The organism is Streptomyces sp. NPDC041814, assembly GCF_055590565.1.
Genome location: NZ_JBVJAM010000006.1, coordinates 1 through 22,503 on the forward strand (window position 1 = coordinate 1; position 22,503 = coordinate 22,503).

The 22,503-nt window shown below is 73.1% G+C and carries 22 protein-coding genes; 9 read left to right on the forward strand and 13 right to left on the reverse strand.

Annotation, left to right across the window (positions count from 1 at the left end):
* The 7 genes from ACZ6C6_RS16595 to htpX all read right to left on the reverse strand — a co-directional run.
* A partial coding sequence (locus ACZ6C6_RS16595; protein ID WP_469203363.1) for a helix-turn-helix domain-containing protein occupies positions 1-380 on the reverse strand: 380 nt, incomplete at its 3' end.
* 40 nt (positions 381-420) lie between these two features.
* Positions 421-840 carry a GNAT family N-acetyltransferase gene (locus tag ACZ6C6_RS16600; RefSeq protein WP_469203365.1) on the reverse strand — a complete coding sequence of 140 codons (420 nt, stop codon included), beginning with the start codon at positions 838-840 and terminating at the stop codon, positions 421-423.
* Positions 841-850: 10 nt separating this feature from the next.
* On the reverse strand, positions 851-3,283 hold the full coding sequence (gene fxsT / locus ACZ6C6_RS16605) for an FxSxx-COOH system tetratricopeptide repeat protein (RefSeq protein ID WP_469203367.1): 2,433 nt from the start codon (positions 3,281-3,283) through the stop codon (positions 851-853).
* Positions 3,267-3,620, reverse strand: a complete 354-nt coding sequence (locus ACZ6C6_RS16610) for a hypothetical protein (protein ID WP_469203368.1) — start codon at positions 3,618-3,620, stop codon at positions 3,267-3,269. The genes fxsT and ACZ6C6_RS16610 overlap by 17 nt, the downstream gene beginning before the upstream one ends.
* Before the next feature lie 59 nt (positions 3,621-3,679).
* The gene (locus ACZ6C6_RS16615; RefSeq protein ID WP_469203370.1) at positions 3,680-4,117 is read right to left on the reverse strand and encodes a hypothetical protein; all 438 of its coding nucleotides are present in this window, start codon (positions 4,115-4,117) and stop codon (positions 3,680-3,682) included.
* Positions 4,118-4,225: 108 nt separating this feature from the next.
* On the reverse strand, positions 4,226-4,810 hold the full coding sequence (gene pspAB, locus ACZ6C6_RS16620; RefSeq protein ID WP_469203372.1) for a PspA-associated protein PspAB: 585 nt from the start codon (positions 4,808-4,810) through the stop codon (positions 4,226-4,228).
* A gap of 41 nt (positions 4,811-4,851) precedes the next feature.
* Entirely contained in the window at positions 4,852-5,763 is a 912-nt protein-coding gene (gene htpX, locus ACZ6C6_RS16625) for a zinc metalloprotease HtpX (protein ID WP_469203374.1), read from the reverse strand.
* 172 nt (positions 5,764-5,935) lie between these two features.
* Between htpX and ACZ6C6_RS16630 the strand changes: the two genes are divergently transcribed.
* Positions 5,936-7,141 carry a cytochrome P450 gene (locus ACZ6C6_RS16630; protein ID WP_469203375.1) on the forward strand — a complete coding sequence of 402 codons (1,206 nt, stop codon included), beginning with the start codon at positions 5,936-5,938 and terminating at the stop codon, positions 7,139-7,141.
* A gap of 14 nt (positions 7,142-7,155) precedes the next feature.
* Positions 7,156-7,359 carry a ferredoxin gene (locus tag ACZ6C6_RS16635; RefSeq protein WP_469203377.1) on the forward strand — a complete coding sequence of 68 codons (204 nt, stop codon included), beginning with the start codon at positions 7,156-7,158 and terminating at the stop codon, positions 7,357-7,359.
* A gap of 195 nt (positions 7,360-7,554) precedes the next feature.
* Here the strand turns inward: ACZ6C6_RS16635 and ACZ6C6_RS16640 are convergent, their stop codons facing one another.
* Positions 7,555-8,202, reverse strand: coding sequence for a TetR family transcriptional regulator (locus ACZ6C6_RS16640; RefSeq protein WP_328901663.1), 648 nt, complete (start codon positions 8,200-8,202; stop codon positions 7,555-7,557).
* Between the two features lie 260 nt (positions 8,203-8,462).
* Here ACZ6C6_RS16640 and ACZ6C6_RS16645 point away from each other — a divergent pair, with 260 nt between their 5' ends.
* Together ACZ6C6_RS16645 and ACZ6C6_RS16650 are read left to right on the forward strand one after the other, a co-directional pair.
* A complete protein-coding gene (locus ACZ6C6_RS16645) occupies positions 8,463-9,263 on the forward strand; it encodes a VOC family protein (RefSeq protein ID WP_469203380.1) in 801 nt (266 codons plus the stop codon).
* Positions 9,264-9,437: 174 nt separating this feature from the next.
* Positions 9,438-11,765: an outer membrane protein assembly factor BamB family protein gene (locus ACZ6C6_RS16650; protein WP_469203381.1), complete on the forward strand. Its 2,328-nt coding sequence runs from the start codon at positions 9,438-9,440 to the stop codon at positions 11,763-11,765.
* Between the two features lie 58 nt (positions 11,766-11,823).
* Here the strand turns inward: ACZ6C6_RS16650 and ACZ6C6_RS16655 are convergent, their stop codons facing one another.
* Positions 11,824-12,087, reverse strand: coding sequence for a hypothetical protein (locus ACZ6C6_RS16655; protein ID WP_469203383.1), 264 nt, complete (start codon positions 12,085-12,087; stop codon positions 11,824-11,826).
* Positions 12,088-12,281: 194 nt separating this feature from the next.
* Here ACZ6C6_RS16655 and ACZ6C6_RS16660 point away from each other — a divergent pair, with 194 nt between their 5' ends.
* Entirely contained in the window at positions 12,282-12,836 is a 555-nt protein-coding gene (locus tag ACZ6C6_RS16660) for a hypothetical protein (RefSeq protein WP_469203385.1), read from the forward strand.
* Between the two features lie 70 nt (positions 12,837-12,906).
* On the opposite strand, the gene ACZ6C6_RS16665 is transcribed toward ACZ6C6_RS16660, so the two are convergent.
* The 3 genes from ACZ6C6_RS16665 to ACZ6C6_RS16675 form a co-directional block, all read right to left on the reverse strand.
* Positions 12,907-13,080, reverse strand: a complete 174-nt coding sequence (locus tag ACZ6C6_RS16665) for a hypothetical protein (protein WP_469203387.1) — start codon at positions 13,078-13,080, stop codon at positions 12,907-12,909.
* A 207-nt stretch (positions 13,081-13,287) separates the two neighbouring features.
* The gene (gene afsR, locus ACZ6C6_RS16670) at positions 13,288-16,254 is read right to left on the reverse strand and encodes an SARP-family global regulator AfsR (RefSeq protein ID WP_469203389.1); all 2,967 of its coding nucleotides are present in this window, start codon (positions 16,252-16,254) and stop codon (positions 13,288-13,290) included.
* A 275-nt stretch (positions 16,255-16,529) separates the two neighbouring features.
* Positions 16,530-16,733 (reverse strand): cold-shock protein, encoded by a 204-nt coding sequence (locus tag ACZ6C6_RS16675; protein ID WP_003967102.1) that lies wholly within the window; start codon positions 16,731-16,733, stop codon positions 16,530-16,532.
* A 284-nt stretch (positions 16,734-17,017) separates the two neighbouring features.
* Here ACZ6C6_RS16675 and ACZ6C6_RS16680 point away from each other — a divergent pair, with 284 nt between their 5' ends.
* From ACZ6C6_RS16680 to ACZ6C6_RS16695, 4 genes are all read left to right on the forward strand, one after another.
* Positions 17,018-17,896, forward strand: coding sequence for a menaquinone biosynthetic enzyme MqnA/MqnD family protein (locus ACZ6C6_RS16680; RefSeq protein ID WP_469203392.1), 879 nt, complete (start codon positions 17,018-17,020; stop codon positions 17,894-17,896).
* Positions 17,897-18,138: 242 nt separating this feature from the next.
* The gene (locus ACZ6C6_RS16685) at positions 18,139-19,905 is read left to right on the forward strand and encodes a serine/threonine-protein kinase (protein WP_469203393.1); all 1,767 of its coding nucleotides are present in this window, start codon (positions 18,139-18,141) and stop codon (positions 19,903-19,905) included.
* 72 nt (positions 19,906-19,977) lie between these two features.
* Entirely contained in the window at positions 19,978-21,177 is a 1,200-nt protein-coding gene (gene mqnC, locus ACZ6C6_RS16690) for a cyclic dehypoxanthinyl futalosine synthase (RefSeq protein WP_018101360.1), read from the forward strand.
* A gap of 7 nt (positions 21,178-21,184) precedes the next feature.
* Positions 21,185-21,829, forward strand: coding sequence for an imidazolonepropionase-like domain-containing protein (locus ACZ6C6_RS16695; RefSeq protein WP_469203395.1), 645 nt, complete (start codon positions 21,185-21,187; stop codon positions 21,827-21,829).
* A 2-nt stretch (positions 21,830-21,831) separates the two neighbouring features.
* Here the strand turns inward: ACZ6C6_RS16695 and ACZ6C6_RS16700 are convergent, their stop codons facing one another.
* Positions 21,832-22,452 (reverse strand): DUF3152 domain-containing protein, encoded by a 621-nt coding sequence (locus ACZ6C6_RS16700; RefSeq protein ID WP_469203397.1) that lies wholly within the window; start codon positions 22,450-22,452, stop codon positions 21,832-21,834.
* Positions 22,453-22,503: the final 51 nt, after the last annotated feature.

Below are 22,503 nucleotides of genomic sequence, written 5' to 3' on the forward strand. Positions count from 1 at the left end.
TAGTTGCGGGACGAGGCGCCCACCTTGCGGTCGCGGACCGGGATCAAGGTTCCGTCCACGATCCACAGCCGGTCCACGTCAGCAACCGGCCGCGGGGCCGGCTCCAGGGCCAGCAGCGGCCGCAGGCGGTGGATGACCCGGCAGACGGTGGCAGCGGAGATCCCGAAGAGCGGGGCGAGCTGCCGCATGGTGAGGTTGGTGCGGTAGTAGACGGCCACCAGCAGGACCCGGTCTGCCAGAGGCAGGCACCACGGCCGGCCACCACCGGGACCGTTCCCGCCCCGCTCCTTCACCACTTTCACGAGCTTCGCGAACCGGTCGATCCGCAAGCCTGTGAACGTCTCGACCCACACCGGCTCAGCCCGCAACACCCCACCCATACAAGGGAAATGCCCGGAACCGAGCCTTCTGCAACACCCTTTAGCGGGACGCCCGCGCCCCGGGCCCCAGGGCGATGAGCCCCGCATCCGTCGGGCGGAAGCCGCACGCGTCGAAGTAGAAGGGGCGCAGGTGCTCCTCGAAGTCGACGTGGAGCCAGTCGCAGCCGGCCGCGCGGGCACCGCGTGCCGCGGTCGCCACGAGTTCGGTGCCGGTGCCGGTGTTGCGCAGACCGGGGGTCACCACCGTGTCGAGGACGAACGCGTGCACGCCGCCGTCCCAGGCGACGTTGACGAAGCCCACGAGCCGGTCGGCCCGCCGGGCGCAGACCCAGCCCAGGCTGTGCCGGTGCAGCCGCGTCCGCCAGTCGGCGTCGCCCTGAGCGTGTCCGAACGCCTCCGCGTGGAGCGCGGCGACGGCGTCGTTCTCGAAGTCGCCGCGCCACTCGTACGTGATCACCATGGGCCGCAGGCTAGCGGGCGGCGCCCGGACGGTTCTGCCACTCCGTGAGCAGGGAGCGGACCTTGAGCGTCCTCGGGTGGTCCGGCCCCAGGACGCGCAGTACGTCGGCGAGCAGGACGGTGAGCGCGTGGACGGCGCCCTCCGCGTCTCCGGCCTCGCCCTGCCAGCGGGCCAGGTTCGCCCGGGTGAGGAAGGTGCCGGGGTGGTCGGGGCCCAGAATCCGCAACCGGTCCTCCATCAGCGCGGCGAACTCCGCGGCGGCCCGCGCGGGATCCCCCGTCTCCCCGCGCCACCGCGCGACGTTGTGCCGGCTCGTGAGGGTGTGCGGGTGGTCCGGCCCGAGGACGCGCAGCCGGTCCGCCAGCAGTTCCTCGTACGCGCTCAGCGCCCCGGCGGCGTCCCCCGCCTCGCCCCGCCAGTAGGCCAGGTTCCCCCGGGTGTTGAGGGTGTGGAAGTGGTCCGGGCCCAGGACGCGCAGCCGGTCCGCCAGCTGCTCCGCGTAACCGGTGACGGCCCCCTCGACGTCGCCCGTCATCCCGCGCCACCCGGCGGCGTCCCCCCGCGTGACGAGGGTGTCCGGGTGGTCGGGGCCGAGGACCCGCCGCCGGTCCTCCAGCAGTTCGGCGAAGGCATCCGCCGCGCCCGCCGCGTCCCCCGCCTCACCGCGCTGATAGGCCAGGTTCGCCCGGGCGTTGAGGGTGTCGGGGTGGTCGGGGCCGAGGGCGCGCAGCCCATCTTCCAGCAGCGCGGCGAAAGCGGCGGCGGCCCCGGCCGCGTCCCCCGCCTCGCCCCGCCAGAAGGCCAGGTAGTGCCGGGCTCTGAGGGTGTCCGGGTCGTCAGGGCCCAGGAAGCGTTCGGCGGTGGCGTGGAGTCCGCGCCCGTACGCCTCCGCGGCGTCGAGCTGTCCGGACTCGCCCAGGCTTCTGCCCGCCCGGAAGAGCACCGGATGCACCCCGGGCGACCGGAGCGGGCCGGGGGCGTGGGAGAACAGGGCGTCGGCGTTGGCCCGGAGGATCTGGGCGCGGGCGCTGTCGCGCTCCACCTCGGGCCAGGCGTCGAGCAGGGCGTCACCGGCGGTACGGGCCAACTCCTCGTACTCGTGCGGCGGGACGGCCTCACGGGTGGCCCGCTGGACCAGCTGGTGGACGCGCACCGCCTGCCGCTCGGTGTCGGGGGTGTGGTTGAGCAGGCTGAGCCGGTGCAGGACGCGGAGCGCGAGGACCGCGTCGTCGGGGCCGACGGTTCCGGGGCGGTCCCCCGCGAGGTGGGCGAGCGTGTGCGGGCCGGTGAGGACGTCGCCCGGCACACCGTTGGGGTCGAGCAGGGAGACGAGCCGCAGCATGGGGCGGGCGAGCCCGACGGGGTCGAGCAGGTCCGCGCGTTCGACGGACAGCGACCAGGCGGCGGACAGGGCGACCTCCTGGTCGTCGGGCAGCGCGCCCGCCCCGGGCATCACCTGGGTCAGCGTCCGCGCCCGGTCCGCGAGCAGGCGGCGGTAGGCGGCGCAGTCGAGGTCCGCGTCGACCAGATACGCGGTCGCCTGGGAGAGCGCGAGGGGCAGGTGCCCCAGGTCGGACGCCAGCGCGGCGAGCCCGTCGGCGGGCTCGTGGCGGTCGTGGGCCGCCAGGGACGCGGTGAGGTGGGCGACCGCGTCCGCCTCCGTGAACAGGCCGACCTCGATCCGGCGGCGGCCGTGCCCCACGAGGGCCGCCTCGCGGCGCCGGGTGGTGGCGACGGTCTGCCCGTACGGGCTCGCGTGCGGCCACAGGCCACGGAGATCCGCCGGGTCGGACACGTCGTCCAGGACGACGAGCCACCGGCACGGGGCGGCGCCCGCCTTGGGGTGGAGCCATGCCAGGAACGCCCGCGCCGCCTGCTCCGGATCGGCGGCGTCCGCCCGGCACAGCTCGACGCCCGCCTGTGCGTATCCCGCCACCACGGCGGAACGGCTGGCCGCCGAGATCCACACCAGCACGTCGAGGCGGCCGTTCAGCCAGGCGGTGTGGGCGTGGTCGGCGGCGAGCTGGGTCTTGCCCACACCGCCCATGCCGGACAGCACGGCGGTGCCCCCGCCCGCGACCGCCTCCTTCAGCCGGTCCAGCTCGGGCCGGGGCTGGAAGGAGAGCGCGCGCGGGGGGACCAGGCCGACCTGGTGCGGCCAGGGGGCCGGGTCGCGGGGCCCCTGTTTCACGACCATCGTGAGCGTGTTGACGTTCAGCTCGTGGATGTAGCCGGTGTTGGCCACGCCCCCGGCGAGGGCCGTCGCGTCCCCGGTCCCGGACACGCTCACGGCGCCGGCCGCCGGCCCCTCGGGCGTCCGCACCGGCCCCGAGTAGCCGGTCACCGCCGCTCCGCCGCCCCCGGCGGTCGCCGCACCGGTGCCGGCCGCGGTGACCTCGGGCTGCGGACCGGCCGCCGGGCCCGGTTCACTCGTAGTCGACACCGCTGACCGCCCGGCTGCCGTCGCCGGTGGCCTTCGCCCTGCCGGTGCGCCGCGCCTCCGCCGAGCCGCTGCCCCGGCCCTGGGGGCGCTTGACGCCGGTCAGGGCGGTGCCACCGTCCTCCGCCTCGGCCTCACCGGTCTGTACGGCGACGTCGTCGGCCGGCCCGGCGGGGCTCTGGAACAGCGCCCAGACGAGCGCCGCGATCCCGGCGGCGCCCTGCACCGAGGCTCCGGCGAGCTGCCCGGAGCCGGGGCTGTCGAGCAGCCAGATCAACGGCGTCGAGACGATTCCGGCCACCGCCAGGACGATGACTGTGATCTTCCAGGTCCGTGACATGTCCGCCCCTCAGAAGTCCCGTAATTCCGTCATTCCTTCTTGCGGCCCGGACGGGCTGTTCACACGTACGCGTGCGCGAATGCGTCGGCGAAAGCGGAATCGCTCACCGTTCCGTCGCCGCCCCCGCCCACGCGGAAGCCCCGGCCGGCGAGCCCGTTGACGGGATCGACCACGTCACTCACGAAATGGCGGATCCAGTCGCGCCTGTCCTGAGCCTCGTACAGCGAGAAGGGCGAGAGGATCGCCAGGCTGCCGCCGGGATGTCCGACGACCCCCCAGAGCACGCGGAATTGCGCCAGAGTGCTCACGATCATGCCGTTCTCCTGGACCGCGTGATCGTCCGCGAGGCGCGGAGCCGCCGCGAAGACCGCCCCCGCCGTACCGCCGGGGTCCCCGGGGCCCTGCACGGTGATGACGAGTCCGGTGGCGTCGACCATCCGGTATAGGGATTCGATGCGCGTGCCGTAGGCGTGAGCGCCGATGGTGAGGCTGTACACAGGTGACCCCCAGACCTTCCGCGGCGCCGCGAAAGTCCGCCGAGCATAGCGCCGACATGGCGCATTTAGGGGGGTTCGGTGCACAACCCATCTTTATGGGGCCCGAGTTCACAACCCCGGCGCCCCCCACACCGGAAACCACCGGGACAGGTCCTGCTCCACGCGCAGGTCGTCGCCCAGGGCCGCGCGGACCTGTAGTTCCAGCTGGTTGTCGCGCTTCTCCGCGCCGCCCGGGACCGGTGCGAACGGATAGAACGTGCCGCGTTTGTACAGGTACACCAGCGCCAGCGAGCGGCCCTCCGCGTTCCGGAACGCGACCAGCGAGCACAGCAGCTGGGGGCCGAAGCCGCCGTCCTGGAGCAGGGTGTTCACCGCGTGCAGGTCGTTGACCAGCGCTGCGGCGTCCTCCGGCGGCTGACGGGCGAGCAGCCAGGTGTAGCCGTACGCGTCGCGGCTGAACTCCACCGGGATGCCGCCGCGCCCCGTATCCGCGTCGAGCAGTTCGCGCACGTCCTGCCGGACCCGGGCGAAGGCGGAGCCCTCCACGCCGGCGAAGCACACCGAGCCCAGGCCCGTCGGCGTGAAGCCCGTCGCGGCCTGGAGCGTCAGCGCGGCCGACGGGACGGCGAAGAGCTGGTCGAGATCGGGGCGGACCGGCTTGCTGCGGCCCAGGATCGTGTCGAGCAGGCCCACGGGGACTCCTTACGGGCGGACGGGCCGTCGCGGACGGGCCCTCACGGACGGGACAGGTCGGCCGAGATGCGGGCCAGCTGGTCGAGGCGCTGTTCCAGCGTCGGGTGCGTGGAGAGCAGCCGCCCGATGCTCTCCTTCGAGGCGAAGGCGGGGACGAAGTAGAAGGCGTTGTACGGCTCCGCCTTCCGCAGGTCCTCCGTCGGAATCCGGGCCATCTGGCCGCTCACCTTGGTGAGGGCGGAGGCGAGGGCCGAGGGGCGGCCGGTGAGCAGGGCGGCCGTGCGGTCGGCGGTGAGTTCCCGGTACCGCGACAGCAGCCGGGTGAGCAGGAAGCTCAGCGCGTAGACGACCGCGCTGACCAGCGGGATGAGCAGGACGAGGATGCCGATCGGGTCGTTGTTCCGGCTGTTGCGGGCGAAGCCGCCCCACAGCGCGACCCGGGTGATGATCCCGGCCAGGACGCCGAGGAACGAGGCGATCGTCATCACGGCCACGTCCCGGTGCGCGACGTGCGACATCTCGTGCGCGAGGACGCCCTCCAGCTCCTCCGGCTCCAGTCTGCGGAGCAGCCCCGTCGTCGCGCAGACCAGCGACGACTTCTGGCTGCGTCCGGTCGCGAACGCGTTCGGCACATCGCTCTCCGCGATCGCCACACGCGGTTTCGGCATATCGGCAAGGGCGCATATCCGGTCGATCGCCCCGTGCAGCTCCGGCGCCTCAGCGGGGGAGACTTCCCGGGCGCCCATGCTGAACGCCGCGATCCGGTCGCTGAACCAGAACTGGGCGACGAACATGCCCCCGGTGATCACCAGGATGACCGGCCAGGCCCCGCGCAGCACCGCCAGGAGTACGCCGACCAGCACCACGTAGAGCAGCCCGATCAGGAACATGGTCGTGACCATGCGCGTCGTCAGGCCACGATCGGTGGCGTACCGGCTACGGGTTCCGGCCATGGTCGACCTCCACTCCTCGCCTGTCTCCATGGTGCTCCTCGACGGCCGAAAGTGGATGCCGTTGCTCCGTTCGGCGGGGATGGCCGAACATCACCTAGGCCAAGTAGATGCCTGAGGCATCTAGTGAGGGTGATCGGTAAGCAGGACCCACCCCCCTCGCTGCGAGGTCCGCATGACAGAGACCCAGTCCGAGCCCGTCGCCTTTCCGCAGGACCGCTCCTGTCCCTACCACCCGCCCACCGGCTACCCGAGCGAGAGCCGCGGCCAGCGCTCGGTGTCCCGGGTCCGCCTCTTCGACGGCCGTACGGTCTGGCTGGTGACCGGGCACGCGGAGGCGCGGGCGCTCCTGACCGACCCCCGGCTGTCGTCCGACCGCTCGCGCCCGGACTTCCCGCTCTTCGCGCCGAGGCTCGCCGCGGTCCAGCAGCGGCGCGTCGAACTGATCGGGGTGGACGACCCGGAGCACAACGCGCAGCGCCGGATGCTGATCCCGAGCTTCACGGTCCGGCGGGCGGCGGCGCTGCGGCCGCGCATCCAGGAGACCGTGGACCGGTTGCTCGACGCCATGGTGGCGCAGGGGCCCCCGGCCGAGCTGGTGGGTGCCTTCGCGCTGCCCGTGCCGTCCATGGTGATCTGCGCACTGCTCGGGGTGCCGTACGACGACCACGAGTTCTTCGAGGACCGCTCGCGCAAGCTGCTGCGGGGGCCCGGGCCGGAGGACGTCGTCGCGGCCCGGGCGGACCTGGACGCGTACTTCGGCGAGCTGATCGCCCGGAAGCGGCGCGAGCCGGGCGACGGGCTGCTGGACGAGCTGATCGCCAAGCAGCTGGAGACCGGGGCGGTGGAGCGGGACGCCCTGGTGCGGCTGGCGGAGATCCTGCTCGTGGCCGGACACGAGACGACCGCGAACATGATCTCGCTCGGCACGTTCACGCTGCTCCGGCACCCGGACCAGCTGGCCCGGCTGACCGGGGGCGGGGCGGAGGCGGTGCCGGCCGCCGTGGAGGAGCTGCTGAGGTTCCTGTCCATCGCGGACGGGCTGTCCCGGGTGGCGGTGGAGGACATCGAGATCGGCGGGGAGACGCTGCGGGCGGGGGACGGTGTGCTCCTGTCCACCGCGGTGATCAACCGGGACGCGTCGGTCTTCGAGACGCCGGACGAGCTGGACCTCGGGCGCGGGGCGCGGGGCCACGTCGCCTTCGGCTTCGGCATCCACCAGTGCCTGGGCCAGAACCTGGCCCGCGCCGAACTGGAGATCGCCCTGCCCGCGCTCTTCCGCCGCCTGCCGGGTCTCCGGCTCGCGGTGCCCCCGGAGGAGGTCCCGTTCAAACCGGGCGACACGGTGCAGGGCCTGCTGGAACTGCCGGTGACGTGGTGACGGAGGAGAGCCCCGTGCGGATCGACATCGACAAGGACGTGTGCATCGGCGCGGGCCAGTGCGCCCTGGCGGCCCCGAAGGTCTTCACCCAGGACGAGGACGGCCTCAGCGAACTCCTGCCGGAGGCGGAGCCGGGCCCGATGGTCGCGGAGGCGGTACGCGCCTGCCCGGTGGGGGCGATCAGGGCGGTGGGGCGCAAGACGCCTGACCATGGCTGAGCTGCGGCAGGGCGTGGCGATGGCCAGGGTTGCCGCAGGGCGGGCGACGATTCCAAGGGGCTCGACGGGGTGCTGACGGTTGTCCCCGTGTGACTCCGTCCGGATACGCCGACGGCGGACCACAGGTGTGGTCCGCCGTCGGTGAGACAGGACCTGGGGTCGCGGGATCGCCGCGCGTCGACCCAGCGGGGATCGTTACTTCGCCGGCTTCTTGCCCGTGATGCCGAGGTGCACCAACTGCGCCAGATTCGGCTTGAGTTCGGCCTGCTTGACGCCCCAGGCGGTGAAGCCCTTCTGGTGCGAGGCGACACCGGCCAGCATGACGACCAGGGAGCCCGCCATCGCGGCGGCGCTGATGTCCTTGTCGACCTTGCCCTTCGCCTGGAGCTCCTTCACGGATTCCGTCAGGGAGCCCGTCACGGAGTTCAGGACCTTCATGCGGATCTTGTTGAACCGCTTGTCGCCCTCCGCCGCGCCGAGGTCGATCACCCGCAGGATCGCGTCGTTGCGCCGCCAGAAGTCGAGGAAGCCCTCCACGAGTTGTTCGGAGGTCTGCCAGCCCGCCTTGCCGACCCAGGAGCGTCCGGCGACCAGTTCGGTCAGCCCGGCCCCCTCCCTGGCGACGTCCTCGGCGAGTTCGAGGACGGCGCCCTCGACGTCGGGGAAGTACTGGTAGAAGGTCGCTGGTGAAGTCCCCGCCTTCCGGGCGACGTCGATGACTTTGACGTCCCGGTACGGCGAGGAGCTGAGCATCTCGCTGAGGCAGTCGAGCAGCTTCTGCCGCGTCGCCTGGCCGCGTCGACCGGCCACGCGGCCGTCGACGGTGCGTACTTGTCCTGTCATGCCGTCAGCTTACCGACGGGTGATCGGAGCGCGATTCGGCCGAAGCAAATGGGGAACGGCCCCCGTGCGGCCCCCTTTTCCGGCCCGGCCCGGTCCTCGTCGCCCACAGCCCGAACGATGTTATTAACAGCCTGTGGATAACTTCGGTGGATAACTTTCGAACTCGTGTTCGCCGCAGGGGTTCCGGGGCGCGCCGCACGCACCGTAAAGCTACCGTGACTGTGACGGGCGTCACCCCGACGACGGAAGTATCCGGGCCCATGGCCGCGTTCGCGCAGTCCGCACCGTGCTGGGTGGATGTGCAGCTCCCCGACCTGGAGGCGGGCAAGCGCTTCTACGGCGAGCTGTTCGGCTGGACCTTCCGCCCGGCCGAAGGCCCTCGCGCCGACGCCCTCAGCGACGGGAAGCTCGTCGCCGCGCTGGCCGCGAAGAAGGACGGCCGCATGCCGACCGCCTGGGGCGTCTACTTCGCCACCGACGACATCGAGGCGTCGGTCACCCGCGTCCGCGCGGCCGGCGGCCAGGTGATCACCGAGCCCGTCCCGGCCGGGCGCCACGGCGTCCTCGCCCAGGCCGCCGACCCGGGCGGCGCGGTCTTCGGCCTCTGGCAGGCCGGCGACCGCGAGGGCTTCCAGAAGCAGAATGAACCCGGATCCTTCTGCTGGACCGAGGTCCACACCCGGGCCAAGGACCGCGTCGACCCCTTCTACGAGGAGGTCTTCGGCTTCCGCTGCGCGGACGTGGACGACTCGCCCCTGGACGTCCCCGACACCGACGAGCACCGCGTGGACTTCCGCACGTGGTCCCCGCCCGGCACCGAACCGGGGCCCGATACGGCGGTCGGCGGGCGGAGCGTCATCACGGCCGCGTTCCCCGTCGAGCTGCCCAGCCACTTCCTGAACTACTTCAACGTCGCGGACTGCGACGACACCGCCCGTACCGTGCAACGGCTCGGCGGCCGGGTCACCGAACCCCCGCTGGACATCCCGTACGGGCGGATGGCGGTCCTCCAGGACGACCAGGGCGCCGAGTTCGCCGTACTTCAGGAGCCTGTGTCCTGATACGGGCGGAGTGGCACAGGACACCCCGATCCGCCCCCGGGTTCGCAACCGGGAGCCCGGCCAGCAACAATCGGGGTGCGCACCGCCGGGCCGCGTCCACGGATGAGACGCTGCACACGGCGGGATTTTCGCGGGCCTCAGGGAACAGAGGCCCGTACGGGGAGGTGGCAAGTAGTGGAGCAGCTGACGCAGCACGACCCGAGGCGGATCGGCCCCTTCGAGGTGCTGGGACGACTCGGGGCCGGCGGCATGGGGCTGGTCTATCTGGCCCGGTCCGCGTCGGGCCGCCGGGTGGCGATCAAGACCGTCCGTACGGAACTGGCCGAGGACCAGCTGTTCCGGGTGCGCTTCACGCGCGAGGTGGAGGCCGCGCGCGCCGTCAGCGGCTTCTACACGGCCGCCGTCGTGGACGCCGACCCGCGTGCCGCCGTGCCCTGGCTCGCCACCGCGTACGTGCCCGCCCCCTCGCTCGAAGAGATCGTGAACGAGTGCGGGCCCATGCCGACCCAGGCCGTGCGCTGGCTGGCGGCGGGCATCGCGGAAGCCCTGCAGTCCATCCACGGGGCACAGCTCGTCCACCGCGACATGAAGCCGTCGAACGTGCTCGTCGTGGAGGACGGCCCCCGGGTCATCGACTTCGGCATCGCGTCCGGGGTCTCCAACACCCGGCTCACCATGACCAACGTGGCCGTCGGCACTCCCGCGTACATGTCACCGGAGCAGGCCCGGGACTCGCGGAGCGTGACGGGGGCCAGCGACATCTTCTCGCTCGGCTCGACGCTGGTCTTCGCCGCGACCGGGCACGCGCCGTACCGGGGGGCCAACCCGGTCGAGACGGTGTTCATGCTGCTGCGCGAGAGCCCCGACCTGTCGGGCCTGCCGGACGATCTGCGGCCGCTGATCGACTCGTGCATGCAGACCGACCCGGCTCTGCGGCCCACCCCGGCCGACCTTCAGGCCCAGCTCGCCCCGCACCTCTTCGCCTCCGGCGGCGGTGACGACGACGGCGGTACGGCTTCCGCGTGGCTGCCGGCCGCCGCGACCGCGCTGATCGAGCGGCGGCGGGGCGGTGGCCGTACGCCGGCCGCCCCGGCCGCCCCGGCCGTCCCGCCCGCGCCGCCCGCCCCGCCCGCCCCGCCCGTCACCCCGTCGGTGCCCGACGCCGGGGGGCCGGTGCGGCTGACCGGGGTCCAGGTGCCGATCGGGCCCGGGCCCCGGGTCCAGGACGTCCGCGCCTCGGCCTCCGGCGCCGACGCGGGCCCCGCGACCGGCTGGGTCCGCCCGCCCGCCGGGGTCAACGGCACGCCCCCGCCCGTCCCCGTACCCCCTCCGGCGCAGGCGCCCGAAACCGCGCAGTCCGGGCCCGCCCGGTGGCGGCCCTGGCGGTTCCGCATGTCCAACGACGTGTGGGGCACGCCGGTCGTCGTCGGCGACCTGCTGTACGTCACGTCCTTCGAGGTCCACGCGCTGGACACCGGCAACGGGCGGCGCCAGTTCAAGACCCGGGACGTCGCCTGGGCGATGGCCGTCGACGGCGGCCGCATCCACGCGTCGGACGGCCCCTCCCTCTACGCCCTGGACGCCACCAGCGGCGCCGAGCGGTGGCGGGTGGGCGCCGACGCCTGGGTGTACGCGCTCAAGGCCGACCGGGGCACGGTCGTCACGGCCACCCGGGGCGGCGGCATCCAGGCGTGGGAGGCGGCGACCGGCGAGAAGCTGTGGGACCTGAGCGGCGCGCAGACGGACTTCGAGACGCCGGAGGGCGGGCCGGTCATCCACGACGGCACGGTGTACGTCTGGCAGGACGCCCGCCTCAAGGCCCTCGACGCCCGGACCGGCGCCGAGCGCTGGTCGTACCCCATCGGCGACGCGGCCTCCTGCGGCGGTGTGCCGGTCCGGGTGACGCCCGCGCCGGACGGTTACGTGTATGTCGCCGCCGGGACGCGGGTGCTCGCGGTGGACATCGCGGCCGGACACGTCCGCTGGCACTTCGAGTGCCCGGCGGTCTTCCTGTCCGCACCCGCCTTCGCCCCCGGCCCGGCCGTCACCGGCGGCGGGGTCTACCTCGCGGACTACCTCGGCACGGTGTACGCCCTGGACGCCGCGACGGGCAAGGACCGCTGGCGCATCGCCACGGAGGCCCGGCAGTCGGCGGAGCCGGTGCTCGTCGTCGCGGGCAACGTCCACGTGGGCAGCGGCAGCGCGCTCTACACCCTCGACGCGGTCACCGGCACCCCGAAGTGGCGGTTCGCGGCGGGCGGCGAGGTGGTGGGCGCCCCGGTCGTCGCGGACGGCCGCGTCCACTTCGGCTCCGCGGACCACGTCCTGTACACCCTCGACGCGGCGGGCGGCCAGCTCCGCTGGAAGCTCGCCACCGGCGGCGAGATCACGGGCTCGCCCGTGGTCCGGGGCGGCGTGGTGTACGCGTGCAGCAAGGACCGCTGCGTGTACGCGCTGGACGCGCTGAAGGGCACCGGAACGGGCGCCCGCGCCCGGGCGTAGGGCGTCCGGCCCCGGAGCCCCCGTCCGCGCACCGCCCACCAGGGCGACGGTTCCGTCCTCAGTCGCCGGACGGCCTTGGTTCGTCAGGCCCCACGTACGTGTCGTCCCCCTCCGGCTCCGGGTAGGGGCTCGTCTGGGCCGAAGGCCCCGGCTCCCACGTCGGGGGCCACGTGTCGGGGGCGGCGGAGTCCGGCGCACCGGACTCCCGGGCACGACGGCGACGCCGCCCGAGGCGGCCGTCGCACCAGTCACGGAAGGGGCTCGGCACGGCGGCCGCCGCTCCGGCGAGAGCGAGGACCGCACCGAGGACGCTGCGGGTCATCTCCGTACCTCCAGAGCGCTCTCGCTCCGACGCTACGCCGCCCGTGTGACAGCGGCCACCGGACGGGGACGAGACCGTGACAGGGCCATGACGGGACCGCCGGGTCGTCCGCGCCATGCTGTGCGCTACGGTTCCGTGTCGCCCGGCCACCCGGGCCGGCGGCGTACAACAGCACACAATCGGGGGCGGATTCGATGAGACGGCAGCACGTCAAGCTGACGGTGGTCCTGGTGGCGGTGGTACTCGCGCTCACCGGCTTTTCGAGCGGCAGCCACGGCGGGAAGAGCGGAAAGAGCCGGTCCGGCAGCCACAGCAGCGGTGGCGGTGGCGGGTGCTCCAACTCGAAGAAGAGCAACGGCACGTACCACGACACGGACTCGGACAACGACTACGACGACGACTACGGCTCGTCGAGCGGTACCTCGGGCTCCACGTACACCGACCCGACCCCCACGGCCACCGCCTCGGACGCGCCGCAGGTGTACGTCTTCCGCTGCGCCCAGTCCGCGAAGGGCAAGCGCAAGGCGGTCACCGCGTCCACCGTCCGCCTGACCCCGGTCGCCTCCGGCACGCACACCTACGAGGTGGACGTGACGTTCCTGGACGCGATGGGAAGCGTGGTCGACACGGGCGAGGCGACCGTGGAGGCGGACTACGGCGACACGAAGACCGTGTCCGTCCGGATGGACAGCCCGCGCAAGGTGTCCCGCGTGAAGAAGTGCACGGTCACGGCCGAGCTGAGCTACTGAGCGCGCGAACGCGACGGCCGCGGCGGCTTCCCCTCCGCGCCGCCGCGGCCGTTCCCCCGTGCAGGTTGGACTAGTTGGGCTTCGGCGCCGAGGCGTGGGCGTCGAGCGTGGTGATCTCCTCGCCCGAGGCGTGGGCGTCGGTCGGCTTGAGGGGCTCGCTGGAGGCGTGCGCGTCCTGCGTCGTCAGCTCCTCGCCGGAAGCGTGGGCGTCGGTCGGCTTGAGGATGCCGTTCTTGTCGGCCATGAAGGTCAACTCCTGAAAGCTGAAGCGTGGATGCAGTGGATGGTGCGCCCGTCCGGAGGTTCCCCCGTGGATCGCCGGACGGGCACACCGGGGCCGTTCACCTTAGTGGTGAGGCCACCCGCCGATCCGTCTGCCCCCCGACGCGACGGATCGATGAGGAGAGAGTGGCCCGGCGCGATAAACGAATGATGAACGAGCCGGGAGGGATCAGAACACCGACGGCGACTCCAGCAGGACACGCACGTCCGCGGCCTCGGCCGAACCGAGTTCCTCGAAGACGGTCAGCGCCTCACGCCAGCACGCCTGCGCGCGGTCGGTCTGCCCCAGCGGCATGAGGCTGAGGCCCAGCACCGTGAGGACGTTGGCGCGCCGCCACTCCCCGCCGATGCCGTGCAGCACGGCGAGCGCCTGTTCGGCCAGCGCGGCGGCCTGGGCGTGCCGGCCGTCGGCCAGGTCCACCTCCGACAGCCGGAACAGGGTCATGCCGTGCCAGAAGCGCTGCCGGCTCTCGCGGAACACGGCCAGCGCCTCGGTGAGTACGTGGCGCGCCTCGGACGTCTGACCCGCGCCGGTGAACGCCAGGCCGAGCGCGTACTTCCCGTTGGCCAGCCGGAGGGCCTGCTCCCTGCCGTCCGCCTCGTAGAGGGCGATGCCCTGCTGGGCCAGGCTCACCGCGCTCGTCTTGCGGTCCGTGGCCAGGTGCACCCTGGACATGTTGCACAGGGCGGACGCCTCGCCCGACTTGTTGCCGTCCGCCCGGAAGGCGTCCAGGGCCTGGGTGAAGTGCGCCTCCGCGTCGGTGTGCCGGTTCTCGTACAGGGCGATGATGCCGAGCTGGTTGGGTGCCTGGCTCGACGAGACGGGGTCTCCGGCGGCCAGACCCAGTTCCAGGGCCCGCAGAGCGTCGCTCCGGGCGTCGGCGAAGCGGCCGGAAATGCTGTGCACATGCGTCAGCATCGTGCGCGCCCGTGCCTCCGCCCTGACGGCACCGGCCGCCCGGGCCGCCTCGGACACCGCGGTCGCGGCCTGGGTGAACTGGCGCGAGTTCGCACCTGATTCGCCCAGGTCGACGGCGGCCATCAGAAGGTCGGCGGCCTTGCCGACCGTGTCCTTCGTCGCGGACTGCCGGGCACACGCGAGGACCCCGCTGGACTCACTGAAAAGCCAGTCCAGAGCTTCCGTCGGCGCGCTGAACGCCAGGCCGGGGCAGCTGGTGGGCTCGAAGTGGTCGAGGACCCGCTCACCCGGCCGCTCCAGAGCGTAGACCCCCGCGGCCGTCGCCAGGTAGAAGTCCAGCAGCCGCGACAGCGCCGCCTCCCGCTCCCCGGGCTCCTGCTCGTCCCGCTCCGCGCAGGAGCGCGCGTACAGACGGACCAGGTCGTGGTAGCGGTAGCGGCCCGGGGCCGCCGACTCGACCAGGGACGTGTCGACCAGGGCCTCCAGGAGGTCCTCCGCCACGTGCGGGTGCAGGTCAAGGAGGGCGGCCGCGGCGGCCAGGGAGATGTCCGGGCCGTCTGCGAGGCCGAGCAGCCGGAAGGCGCGGGCCTGGGCCGGTTCCAGCTGGCCGTAGCCGAGTTCGAAGGTGGCCTTCACCGCGAGGTCGCCCGCCTGGAGCTCGTCCAGGCGGCGGCGCTCGTCGGCCAGCTTGGCGGCCAGCACCGAGACCGTCCAGGTGCGGCGGGAGGCCAGCCGGGAGGCGGCGATCCGGATCGCCAGCGGGAGGAAGCCGCACGCGGCGACCACGTCGAGCGCTGCCTCCCGCTCCGAGCTGATCCGCTCCGGGCCGACGATCCGGGTGAAGAGCTGAAGCGCCTCCTCCGGGGACATCACGTCCAGGTCGACCAGGTGCGCCCCCGCCAGGTCGACCATCCGCACCCGGCTCGTCACGAGCGCCGCGCACCCCTCCGTGCCGGGGAGCAACGGGCGGATCTGGGCGGCGTCGTGGGCGTTGTCCAGGAGGACCAGGACCCGGCGGCCGTCGAGCGTGGAGCGGTACAGCGCGGCCCGCTCGTCCAGCGTTTCCGGAATGGCCGAGTCCGCGGTGCCGAGCGCCCGCAGGAACGCGCCGAGCACGGTCTCCGGCTCGGCCGCCCGGGCCCCGGCGCCCTGGAGGTCGACGTACAGCTGCCCGTCCGGGAAGTGTCTGCGGGCCTGGTGGGCGACGTGGACGGCGAGCGTCGTCTTGCCGACGCCCCCGATGCCGGCCAGCGCGGAGACGGCCATCACGGACCCCTCCGCCGTGCCGAGCCGGTCGCCCAGCTCGCGTACGAACGCGTCCCGCCCCGTGAAGTCCGGGACGGTCGCGGGCAGCTGGGCCGGGCGGACCGGTGCCGCGGCCGGGGCCGGGGCATCCGCCGGGCGGGCCAGCTCCTCGTCGGCGCGCAGGATGCGCTGCTGGAGCCGGCCCAGCTCCGCGCGCGGATCGACCCCCAGCTCCTCGGCGAGCAGCCGCCGGGTGTCCGCGTAGACGGCCAGCGCCTCCGCCTGCCGGCCGCTGCGGTACAGGGCCACCATCAGCAGCTCGCGCAACCGCTCCCGCAAGGGGTGCGCGGCGGTGAGCGCGGTCAGTTCGGAGACCGCCTCCGCGTGGCAGCCGGCCTCCAGGTCCAGATCGAGCCGGGTCTCGGTGAGCTGGAGCCGCCACTCCTCCAGACGGGTGCGCTGGTACTCCGCGTAGGGGCCGGGCACGGAGGCCAGCGCCTCGCCGTCCCAGAGGCCGAGCGCCTTGTTCAGCAGGGACCGCGCCGCGTCCCGGTCGCCGCCCGCCCGCGCCTTCTCGGCCCCGGCCGCCAGCTCCTGAGCCACGGTCAGGTCCAGTGCGTCGGCGCCGGTGCGTATCGCGTAGCCGCCGGAGTCGCTGGCCAGCGTTCCGGTGCCGAGGATCTTGCGCAGCCGGGAGGCGTAGGTGCGTACGGCGGCCAGCGCCTGCGAGGGCGGCTCGTCGCCCCAGATGGCGTCGATGAGCTCGGCGGCCGTCGCCGTGTGCCCGCCGCGCAGCAGCAGCGCGGTCAGCAGCGCGCGCTGCTGGGGTGATCCGGACGGCAGCGTCTCGCCGCCCCGGTGGGCCCGGACCGGGCCGAGTACGGAGAAGTGCAGCGCGGCCTCGTCCTCCGGGCCCCGCTCGGGGGTCCGCTGCTGCGGAACGCGTACCCGTGGCCCGACGTCACGGCCCATTGCTGCCTCCTGTCCTGCCTGCGCACGGCCCGGCACGGTCACTGTGTCCGGATCGGTCATAGACCGTCCGGATTGCTCCATACCGTTGATATCGCCGTCAACAGTCTGCCTTGTGAAGGGTCGGCCCGTCAGTAACGGATGACTCTCTGCACAAGCCCTCGACAACGATTCGGGGCAGGGCGCACACGGGCAGGAGCCCCGCTCCTCCACCGATGCGGAGGAGCGGGGCTCCTTGGGTACTGCTCTTACCGGCCGCGATCGGCCGACCCGGGCAACTAGGCCGGGGTGACGTTCTCAGCCTGCGGACCCTTGGGGCCCTGAGTGACGTCGAAGTTCACGACCTGGTTCTCCTCGAGGGAGCGGAACCCGGACGCGTTGATCGCGGAGTAGTGGACGAAGACATCCGGGCCGCCGCCGTCCTGGGCGATGAAGCCGAAGCCCTTTTCAGCGTTGAACCACTTGACGGTTCCGGTAGCCATAAGCCCTCCTTGGGCCAAAGGGTTGCCCTGCTCCAGAACCTGCAATGAAGTCTGAAAACTACAAAAGCCTGCGGGGTTACATGCTCCGCAGGCTCTGTACTGCAAGGGAAACCAAACTGCAACTTGCCGTCGAGCCTAGCACGCAGCGTGTCCGTAGGGGTAGAGGGAAAGATCACTTCACCCGGATGTTTGATAGCCGTCCGGATGAGCCATCCGAGAGGGCCTTCCCGTGTGCCGCCGCCCCCGGTGGGGCGGCCGGGAAGGTGCGGGTCTAGCCTCGCGATGTGGACAATTCAACCGTTTCAAACGTCGCGGGCGACGACCGTCGCCCCCGGCCGCGCGTCGGCCACATCCAGTTCCTCAACTGCCTTCCCCTCTACTGGGGGCTGGCACGCACCGGAACCCTGCTCGACCTGGAGCTGTCGAAGGACACCCCGGAGAAGCTCAGCGAGCAACTGGTCAGGGGCGAGCTGGACATCGCTCCGGTCACCCTGGTCGAGTTCCTGCGCAACGCGGACGACCTGGTCGCCTTCCCCGACATCGCGGTCGGCTGCGACGGCCCCGTCATGTCGTGCGTGATCGTCTCGCAGCGGCCCCTGGAGGACCTGGACCGGGCCCGCGTCGCCCTCGGCTCGACCTCCCGCACCTCCGTACGGCTGGCGCGGCTGCTGCTCGCCGAGCGGTACGGGGTCACCCCCGACTACTACACCTGCCCGCCGGACCTGGGCCTGATGATGCAGGAGGCGGACGCCGCCGTCCTCATCGGTGACGCGGCCCTCCGCGCCAATCTGCACGACGCGCCCCGCCTCGGGCTCCAGGTCCACGACCTGGGCGCCATGTGGAAGGAGTGGACGGGCCTGCCGTTCGTCTTCGCCGTCTGGGCCGCGCGCAAGGACTACCTGGCGGCCGAGCCCACCGCGGTCAAGCAGGTCCACGAGGCGTTCCTCGCCTCCCGCGACCTGTCCCTGGAGGAGGTCACCAAGGTCGCCGAGCAGGCCGCGCGCTGGGAGGCGTTCGACGCGGAGGTCCTGGAGCGCTACTTCACGACGCTCGACTTCCGCTTCGGCCCGGCCCAGCTGGCGGGCGTCGAGGAATTCGCCCGCCGCACCGGCGAGGCGGCGGGCTTCCCGGCGGACGTGAAGGTGGAGCTCCTCGGCGGATGAGAACATCCCGCCGCCGGGGAATGGCATTTTCGATTTCGTTGAACACGGGATGAATGGTGGATTGCGCAATCGGCCCTCGGCGGCGACCGGCGCATTCACGCCTTTTATCGCGGTGAATGACGTCGTTCGCCCCCTTGGGGGCGAAATCGGCGGATGGTTTCTCCCGTGACCGGACGAGACTTCGCGGACACGAACTAGGCTTCGGTCGGAGGTCCGGCCGGTTCACAGGGGGAGTCCTTAATATGCAGCCGCTGGAAGCCGGGGAACCGCTCAGCATCGGCTCCTACCGGCTGCTGGGCAGACTCGGCGCAGGCGGTATGGGCCGGGTGTACCTCGGGCGCAGCGCCGGAGGCCGCACCGTCGCGGTCAAGGTCGTCCACCCGCACTTCGCGCTCGACGAGCAGTTCCGCGCCCGCTTCCGGCGCGAGGTGGAGGCGGCCCGGCGGATCGGCGCCCAGTGGACCGCGCCCGTCCTGGACGCCGACCCGGACGCGCCCGTCCCCTGGATCGCCACCGGCTACGTGGCGGGTCCGCCGCTCTCCGCGGCCGTCATCGAGCACGGCCCGCTGCCCGAGCACGCGGTCCGGGTGCTGGGCGCCGGGCTCGGCGAGGCGCTGGCCGCGGTGCACGAGCGGGGCCTGATCCACCGGGACGTGAAGCCGTCCAACGTCCTGCTCGCCCTGGAGGGCCCCCGGCTGATCGACTTCGGCATCGCCCGGGCCATCGACGCCACCACCTCCCTCACCTCCACCGGGGTCTCTGTCGGCTCGCCGGGCTACATGGCGCCGGAGCAGATCCAGGGCACGGAGATCTCCGGCGCGGCCGATGTCTTCTCGCTGGGCGCCGTCCTGGCCTACGCGGCGACCGGATCCGCGCCGTTCCTCGGCGACTCCTCGGCCGTCCTGCTCTACAAGGTCGTCCACGAGGAACCGGAGCTGGGCGATCTGGAGGGCGGCCTCCGCGAGACCATCGCCGCCTGCCTGGCCAAGAACCCGGAACGGCGGCCGACCCCGGACGAGCTGGCCCGCAGGCTGCTGCCCGGCGGCGCGGCGGCGGCCGTCGCGGCGGGCTGGCTGCCCGGGCCGCTGGTCCGCGAGGTCAGCCGGGCGGCGGTGGCGCTGCTGGACCTGGAGCCGCAGGAGGCCCCGGTGCAGTCGGGGCCGGTGCCGTTCAGCAATCCGTCGCTGGGGGCGGGGGGTCCGTCGGCCGGGCAGGGGACGGGCGCGGGCGAACCCGCCGGGGGCCCGTACGGCCCGCCCGGCGCCGCGCTCGGAGTCTTCGGCCCGCCGGTCGGCCCGACGCACCCTCCGACCGCGGGGGCCGACGGGCTGCCGGGGCAGCGGACCGGGGGCCGGAGCCTGACCCTGGGGGCGACGGCGGGCGGCGACCGGGCGGGACGCCGGCAGGTCAGCTGCACCCTGGCGCTCGCGGTGGCCGGGGCGCTGGCCGCGGTGACGGTGGGCAGCGCCTTCCTGCTGGACCTGATGCCGGGCACGGGCGGTGACACCGGCAGCGTCGGGCAGGCGCCGCCCGCCACCTCCGGCGAGCCCTCGCCGCCGAAGGACTCGGCCACCGGCTCGGCGACGAGGAGCCCGAGCCCGACGACGAGCCCGACCGCGAGCCCGGGCGGGGCCGCCGAACTGCCCGACGCCTTCGTCGGCACCTGGCGGGGCCCGCTCACCGAGAAGACCACGGGCGAGCCGCACGGCACGCTCACCGCGGTCTTCACCAAGGGCCGCAAGGGCACGGACGTGGTCCGCCTGACCACGTCCCTCTCCATCGGCATCAACATCAACTGCTACAGCGTCGCCACCCTCACCAGCGCCACCGACGACGAGCTGAGGCTGCGCGAGCGCGCCGACCCGGACCGTCCCAGTACCGCCGGGCTCTGCACCACCACACCGGCCGACCTCCACTTCACCCGTGCCTCCGACGGCACCCTCCGCTTCCGCTCCGACGAGAAGGGCGCGGGACAGCCGTACGGCACGCTCACCCGGACCGACGGCTGACCGCCGACCCCCCTGGCGTACGCTGAACCGGTCCGTAGATCCGTTGAAAAACCGCCGAAAGGTGACAGCCCGGTGACCGAGAAGGCCGACCTCCAGCCCATCCTCGACCGAGCCGCCGAAGGCGGCCGGATCACCCCGGAGGAGGCGCTCGACCTCTACCGGTCGGCGCCGCTGCACGCCCTCGGCGCCGCGGCCGACGCCGTGCGCCGCCGCCGTTACGCCGGTACGGAGCACATCGCGACGTACATCATCGAGCGCAACATCAACTACACCAACGTGTGCGTCACGGCCTGCAAGTTCTGCGCGTTCTACGCCGCGCCCAAGGACACCGCCAAGGGCTGGTCCCGGGACCTGGACGACATCCTGCGCCGCTGCGCGGAGACCGTCGAACTGGGCGGCACGCAGATCATGTTCCAGGGCGGGCACCACCCGGACTACGGCGTGGAGTACTACGAGGAGCACTTCTCGGCCATCAAGAAGGCGTTCCCGCAGCTGGTGATCCACTCGCTCGGCGCCTCCGAGATCGAGCACATGGCCCGGATCTCGAAGGTCTCCGCCGAGGAGGCCATCAGCCGGATCCACGCGGCCGGTCTCGACTCCTTCGCGGGCGCGGGCGCCGAGCTGCTTCCGGCCCGGCCGCGCACCGCCATCGCCCCGCTGAAGGAGTCCGGCGAGCGCTGGCTGGAGATCATGGAGATCGCGCACGGCCTGGGCGTCGAGTCCACCTCGACCATGCTGATGGGCACGGGCGAGACGAACGCCGAGCGCATCGAGCACCTGCGCATGATCCGTGACGTGCAGGACCGCACCGGCGGCTTCCGGGCCTTCATCCCGTACACGTACCAGCCGGAGAACAACAAGCTGAAGGGGCAGACGCAGGCCACGCTCTTCGAGTACCTGCGGATGATCGCCATCGCCCGGCTGTTCCTGGACAACGTCGCCCACATCCAGGGCTCCTGGCTCACCACCGGCAAGGAGGTCGGCCAGCTGTCGCTGCACTACGGCGCCGACGACCTCGGCTCGATCATGCTGGAGGAGAACGTCGTCTCCTCGGCCGGTGCCAAGCACCGCTCCAACCGGCTGGAGATCATCGACCTCATCCGCAAGGCGGACCGGGTCCCGGCCCAGCGCGCCACGACGTACGAGCACCTCGTCGTGCACGACGACCCGGCGAACGACCCGGTCGACGAGCGCGTCGTCTCGCACATCTCGTCCGTCGCCATCGAGGGCGGCACCGCGCACCCCGAGCTCAAGCTCCTCAGCGCCAACTGACCCCTCCATGCTGACCCTTCACGCCGCCGCCCTGCTCCTGCCGGGCGGCGGCCGCGCACCCGTGCCCGGCGGTGCGGTGGCCGTGCGGGACGCCTCGGTCGCGGCGTTCGGGCCGTACGAGGAGCTGGCCGCCGCCCACCCCGGCGCCCGGGTCCGGCACTGGCCGGGCGTCCTCACCCCGGGGCTGGTGCAGCGGGACGCGGTCCGGCTCCTGGCGGAGTGGTACTTCCCCGATCCGCGCGAGGCGGACGCACTGGGCACCGAGCCCCTGACCGGCGCGGCGCTCGGGGCGCTCGGCCCCGAGGAGACCTGGCGCGCCGGCAGCGTGCGGCGCGGGCTGCACCGGATGCTCCGGCACGGCACGACCGCCGTGACGGCCCCGCCGGGGACACCGGCCGCGCTGCTCACGGCGATCCGGCGGTCCGGGCTGACGGTCGCCGGTCCGGCCGCCGCCACCGACGGCGTGCCCCGGCTCGACCCGCTGGCCGGGGCGGGCGCGGTGTCCGACGCGACGGCGGCACCGCTCGCCGCCGGGGGCCGCGCGGACCTCGCGGCCTTCGACGCGCCGGACGAGGCGGCGCTCCTCGCGGCGGGTGCGGCGAGCTGCGTGGCGACGATCGCGGGCGGGCGGCTGGTGTACCGGGGGCGGTAGGCCTACGGCACCGGCGGGCCGCCCAGGTAGTGGCCCTCGGAGTCGTACGGCCAGGCGTTGGCCACGCAGCCCTTCAGGCCGTCGATCTGCTGCATCATCGCGGGCGCCGGGCGCCCCTTGCCGGGGCAGGTCTCGTGGCCGTGGCCCAGCCAGTGCCCGACCTCGTGGTTGACGATCAGGGCCCGGTACTCGCCCAGCGGCCCGTCGAACTCGGGCGAACCCGTCTGCCAGCGCTTCAGGTTGACCATCACGACCGTACCGACGCGGCAGTTCACCTCGCCGTGCGTGTCGAGCCCGCTCGCGCCGCAGACGCGGTCGGTGGTCTCCGGGGTCGCGATCCGTATGACCAGCCCCGCCGGGCCCTTCGCCACCTGGCGGAACCGGTGCTCGCCGTGGTGCGACCAGCCCCGGGGCGCGGCCAGGATGCGCGCGACGACGGCGGCGGCCTGGTCCGCGTCGAGCCCGGAGCCGTCCTCCACCTCCACCCGGTAGGCGCTCCCCGTACCGCTGTCGGTCGCGGCGGCGCGGGCCACGGTGAACGCGGCGGGCGCGGGCCCGCGTGCGTCGTTCCAGCGGAGGCCGGCGACGGCGGCGGCCGCGAGTACGACGGGGACGACAGCCAACGTGAGCAGCCTGCTCCGGCCGCTCTCCCCCCGGCGCCCTTTCCCTCCGGG

Coding starts and splice junctions, on each gene's coding strand:
- afsR (WP_469203389.1), bottom strand. CDS start 16,254: ATGGGCCGTGACGTCGGGCCACGGGTACGCGTTCCGCAGCAGCGGACC.
- ACZ6C6_RS16685 (WP_469203393.1), top strand. CDS start 18,139: ATGCAGCCGCTGGAAGCCGGGGAACCGCTCAGCATCGGCTCCTACCGG.
- htpX (WP_469203374.1), bottom strand. CDS start 5,763: ATGGCCGGAACCCGTAGCCGGTACGCCACCGATCGTGGCCTGACGACG.
- ACZ6C6_RS16645 (WP_469203380.1), top strand. CDS start 8,463: ATGGCCGCGTTCGCGCAGTCCGCACCGTGCTGGGTGGATGTGCAGCTC.
- ACZ6C6_RS16640 (WP_328901663.1), bottom strand. CDS start 8,202: ATGACAGGACAAGTACGCACCGTCGACGGCCGCGTGGCCGGTCGACGC.
- ACZ6C6_RS16695 (WP_469203395.1), top strand. CDS start 21,185: ATGCTGACCCTTCACGCCGCCGCCCTGCTCCTGCCGGGCGGCGGCCGC.
- ACZ6C6_RS16675 (WP_003967102.1), bottom strand. CDS start 16,733: ATGGCTACCGGAACCGTCAAGTGGTTCAACGCTGAAAAGGGCTTCGGC.
- ACZ6C6_RS16630 (WP_469203375.1), top strand. CDS start 5,936: ATGACAGAGACCCAGTCCGAGCCCGTCGCCTTTCCGCAGGACCGCTCC.
- ACZ6C6_RS16665 (WP_469203387.1), bottom strand. CDS start 13,080: ATGGCCGACAAGAACGGCATCCTCAAGCCGACCGACGCCCACGCTTCC.
- ACZ6C6_RS16655 (WP_469203383.1), bottom strand. CDS start 12,087: ATGACCCGCAGCGTCCTCGGTGCGGTCCTCGCTCTCGCCGGAGCGGCG.
- ACZ6C6_RS16660 (WP_469203385.1), top strand. CDS start 12,282: ATGAGACGGCAGCACGTCAAGCTGACGGTGGTCCTGGTGGCGGTGGTA.
- ACZ6C6_RS16610 (WP_469203368.1), bottom strand. CDS start 3,620: ATGTCACGGACCTGGAAGATCACAGTCATCGTCCTGGCGGTGGCCGGA.
- ACZ6C6_RS16600 (WP_469203365.1), bottom strand. CDS start 840: ATGGTGATCACGTACGAGTGGCGCGGCGACTTCGAGAACGACGCCGTC.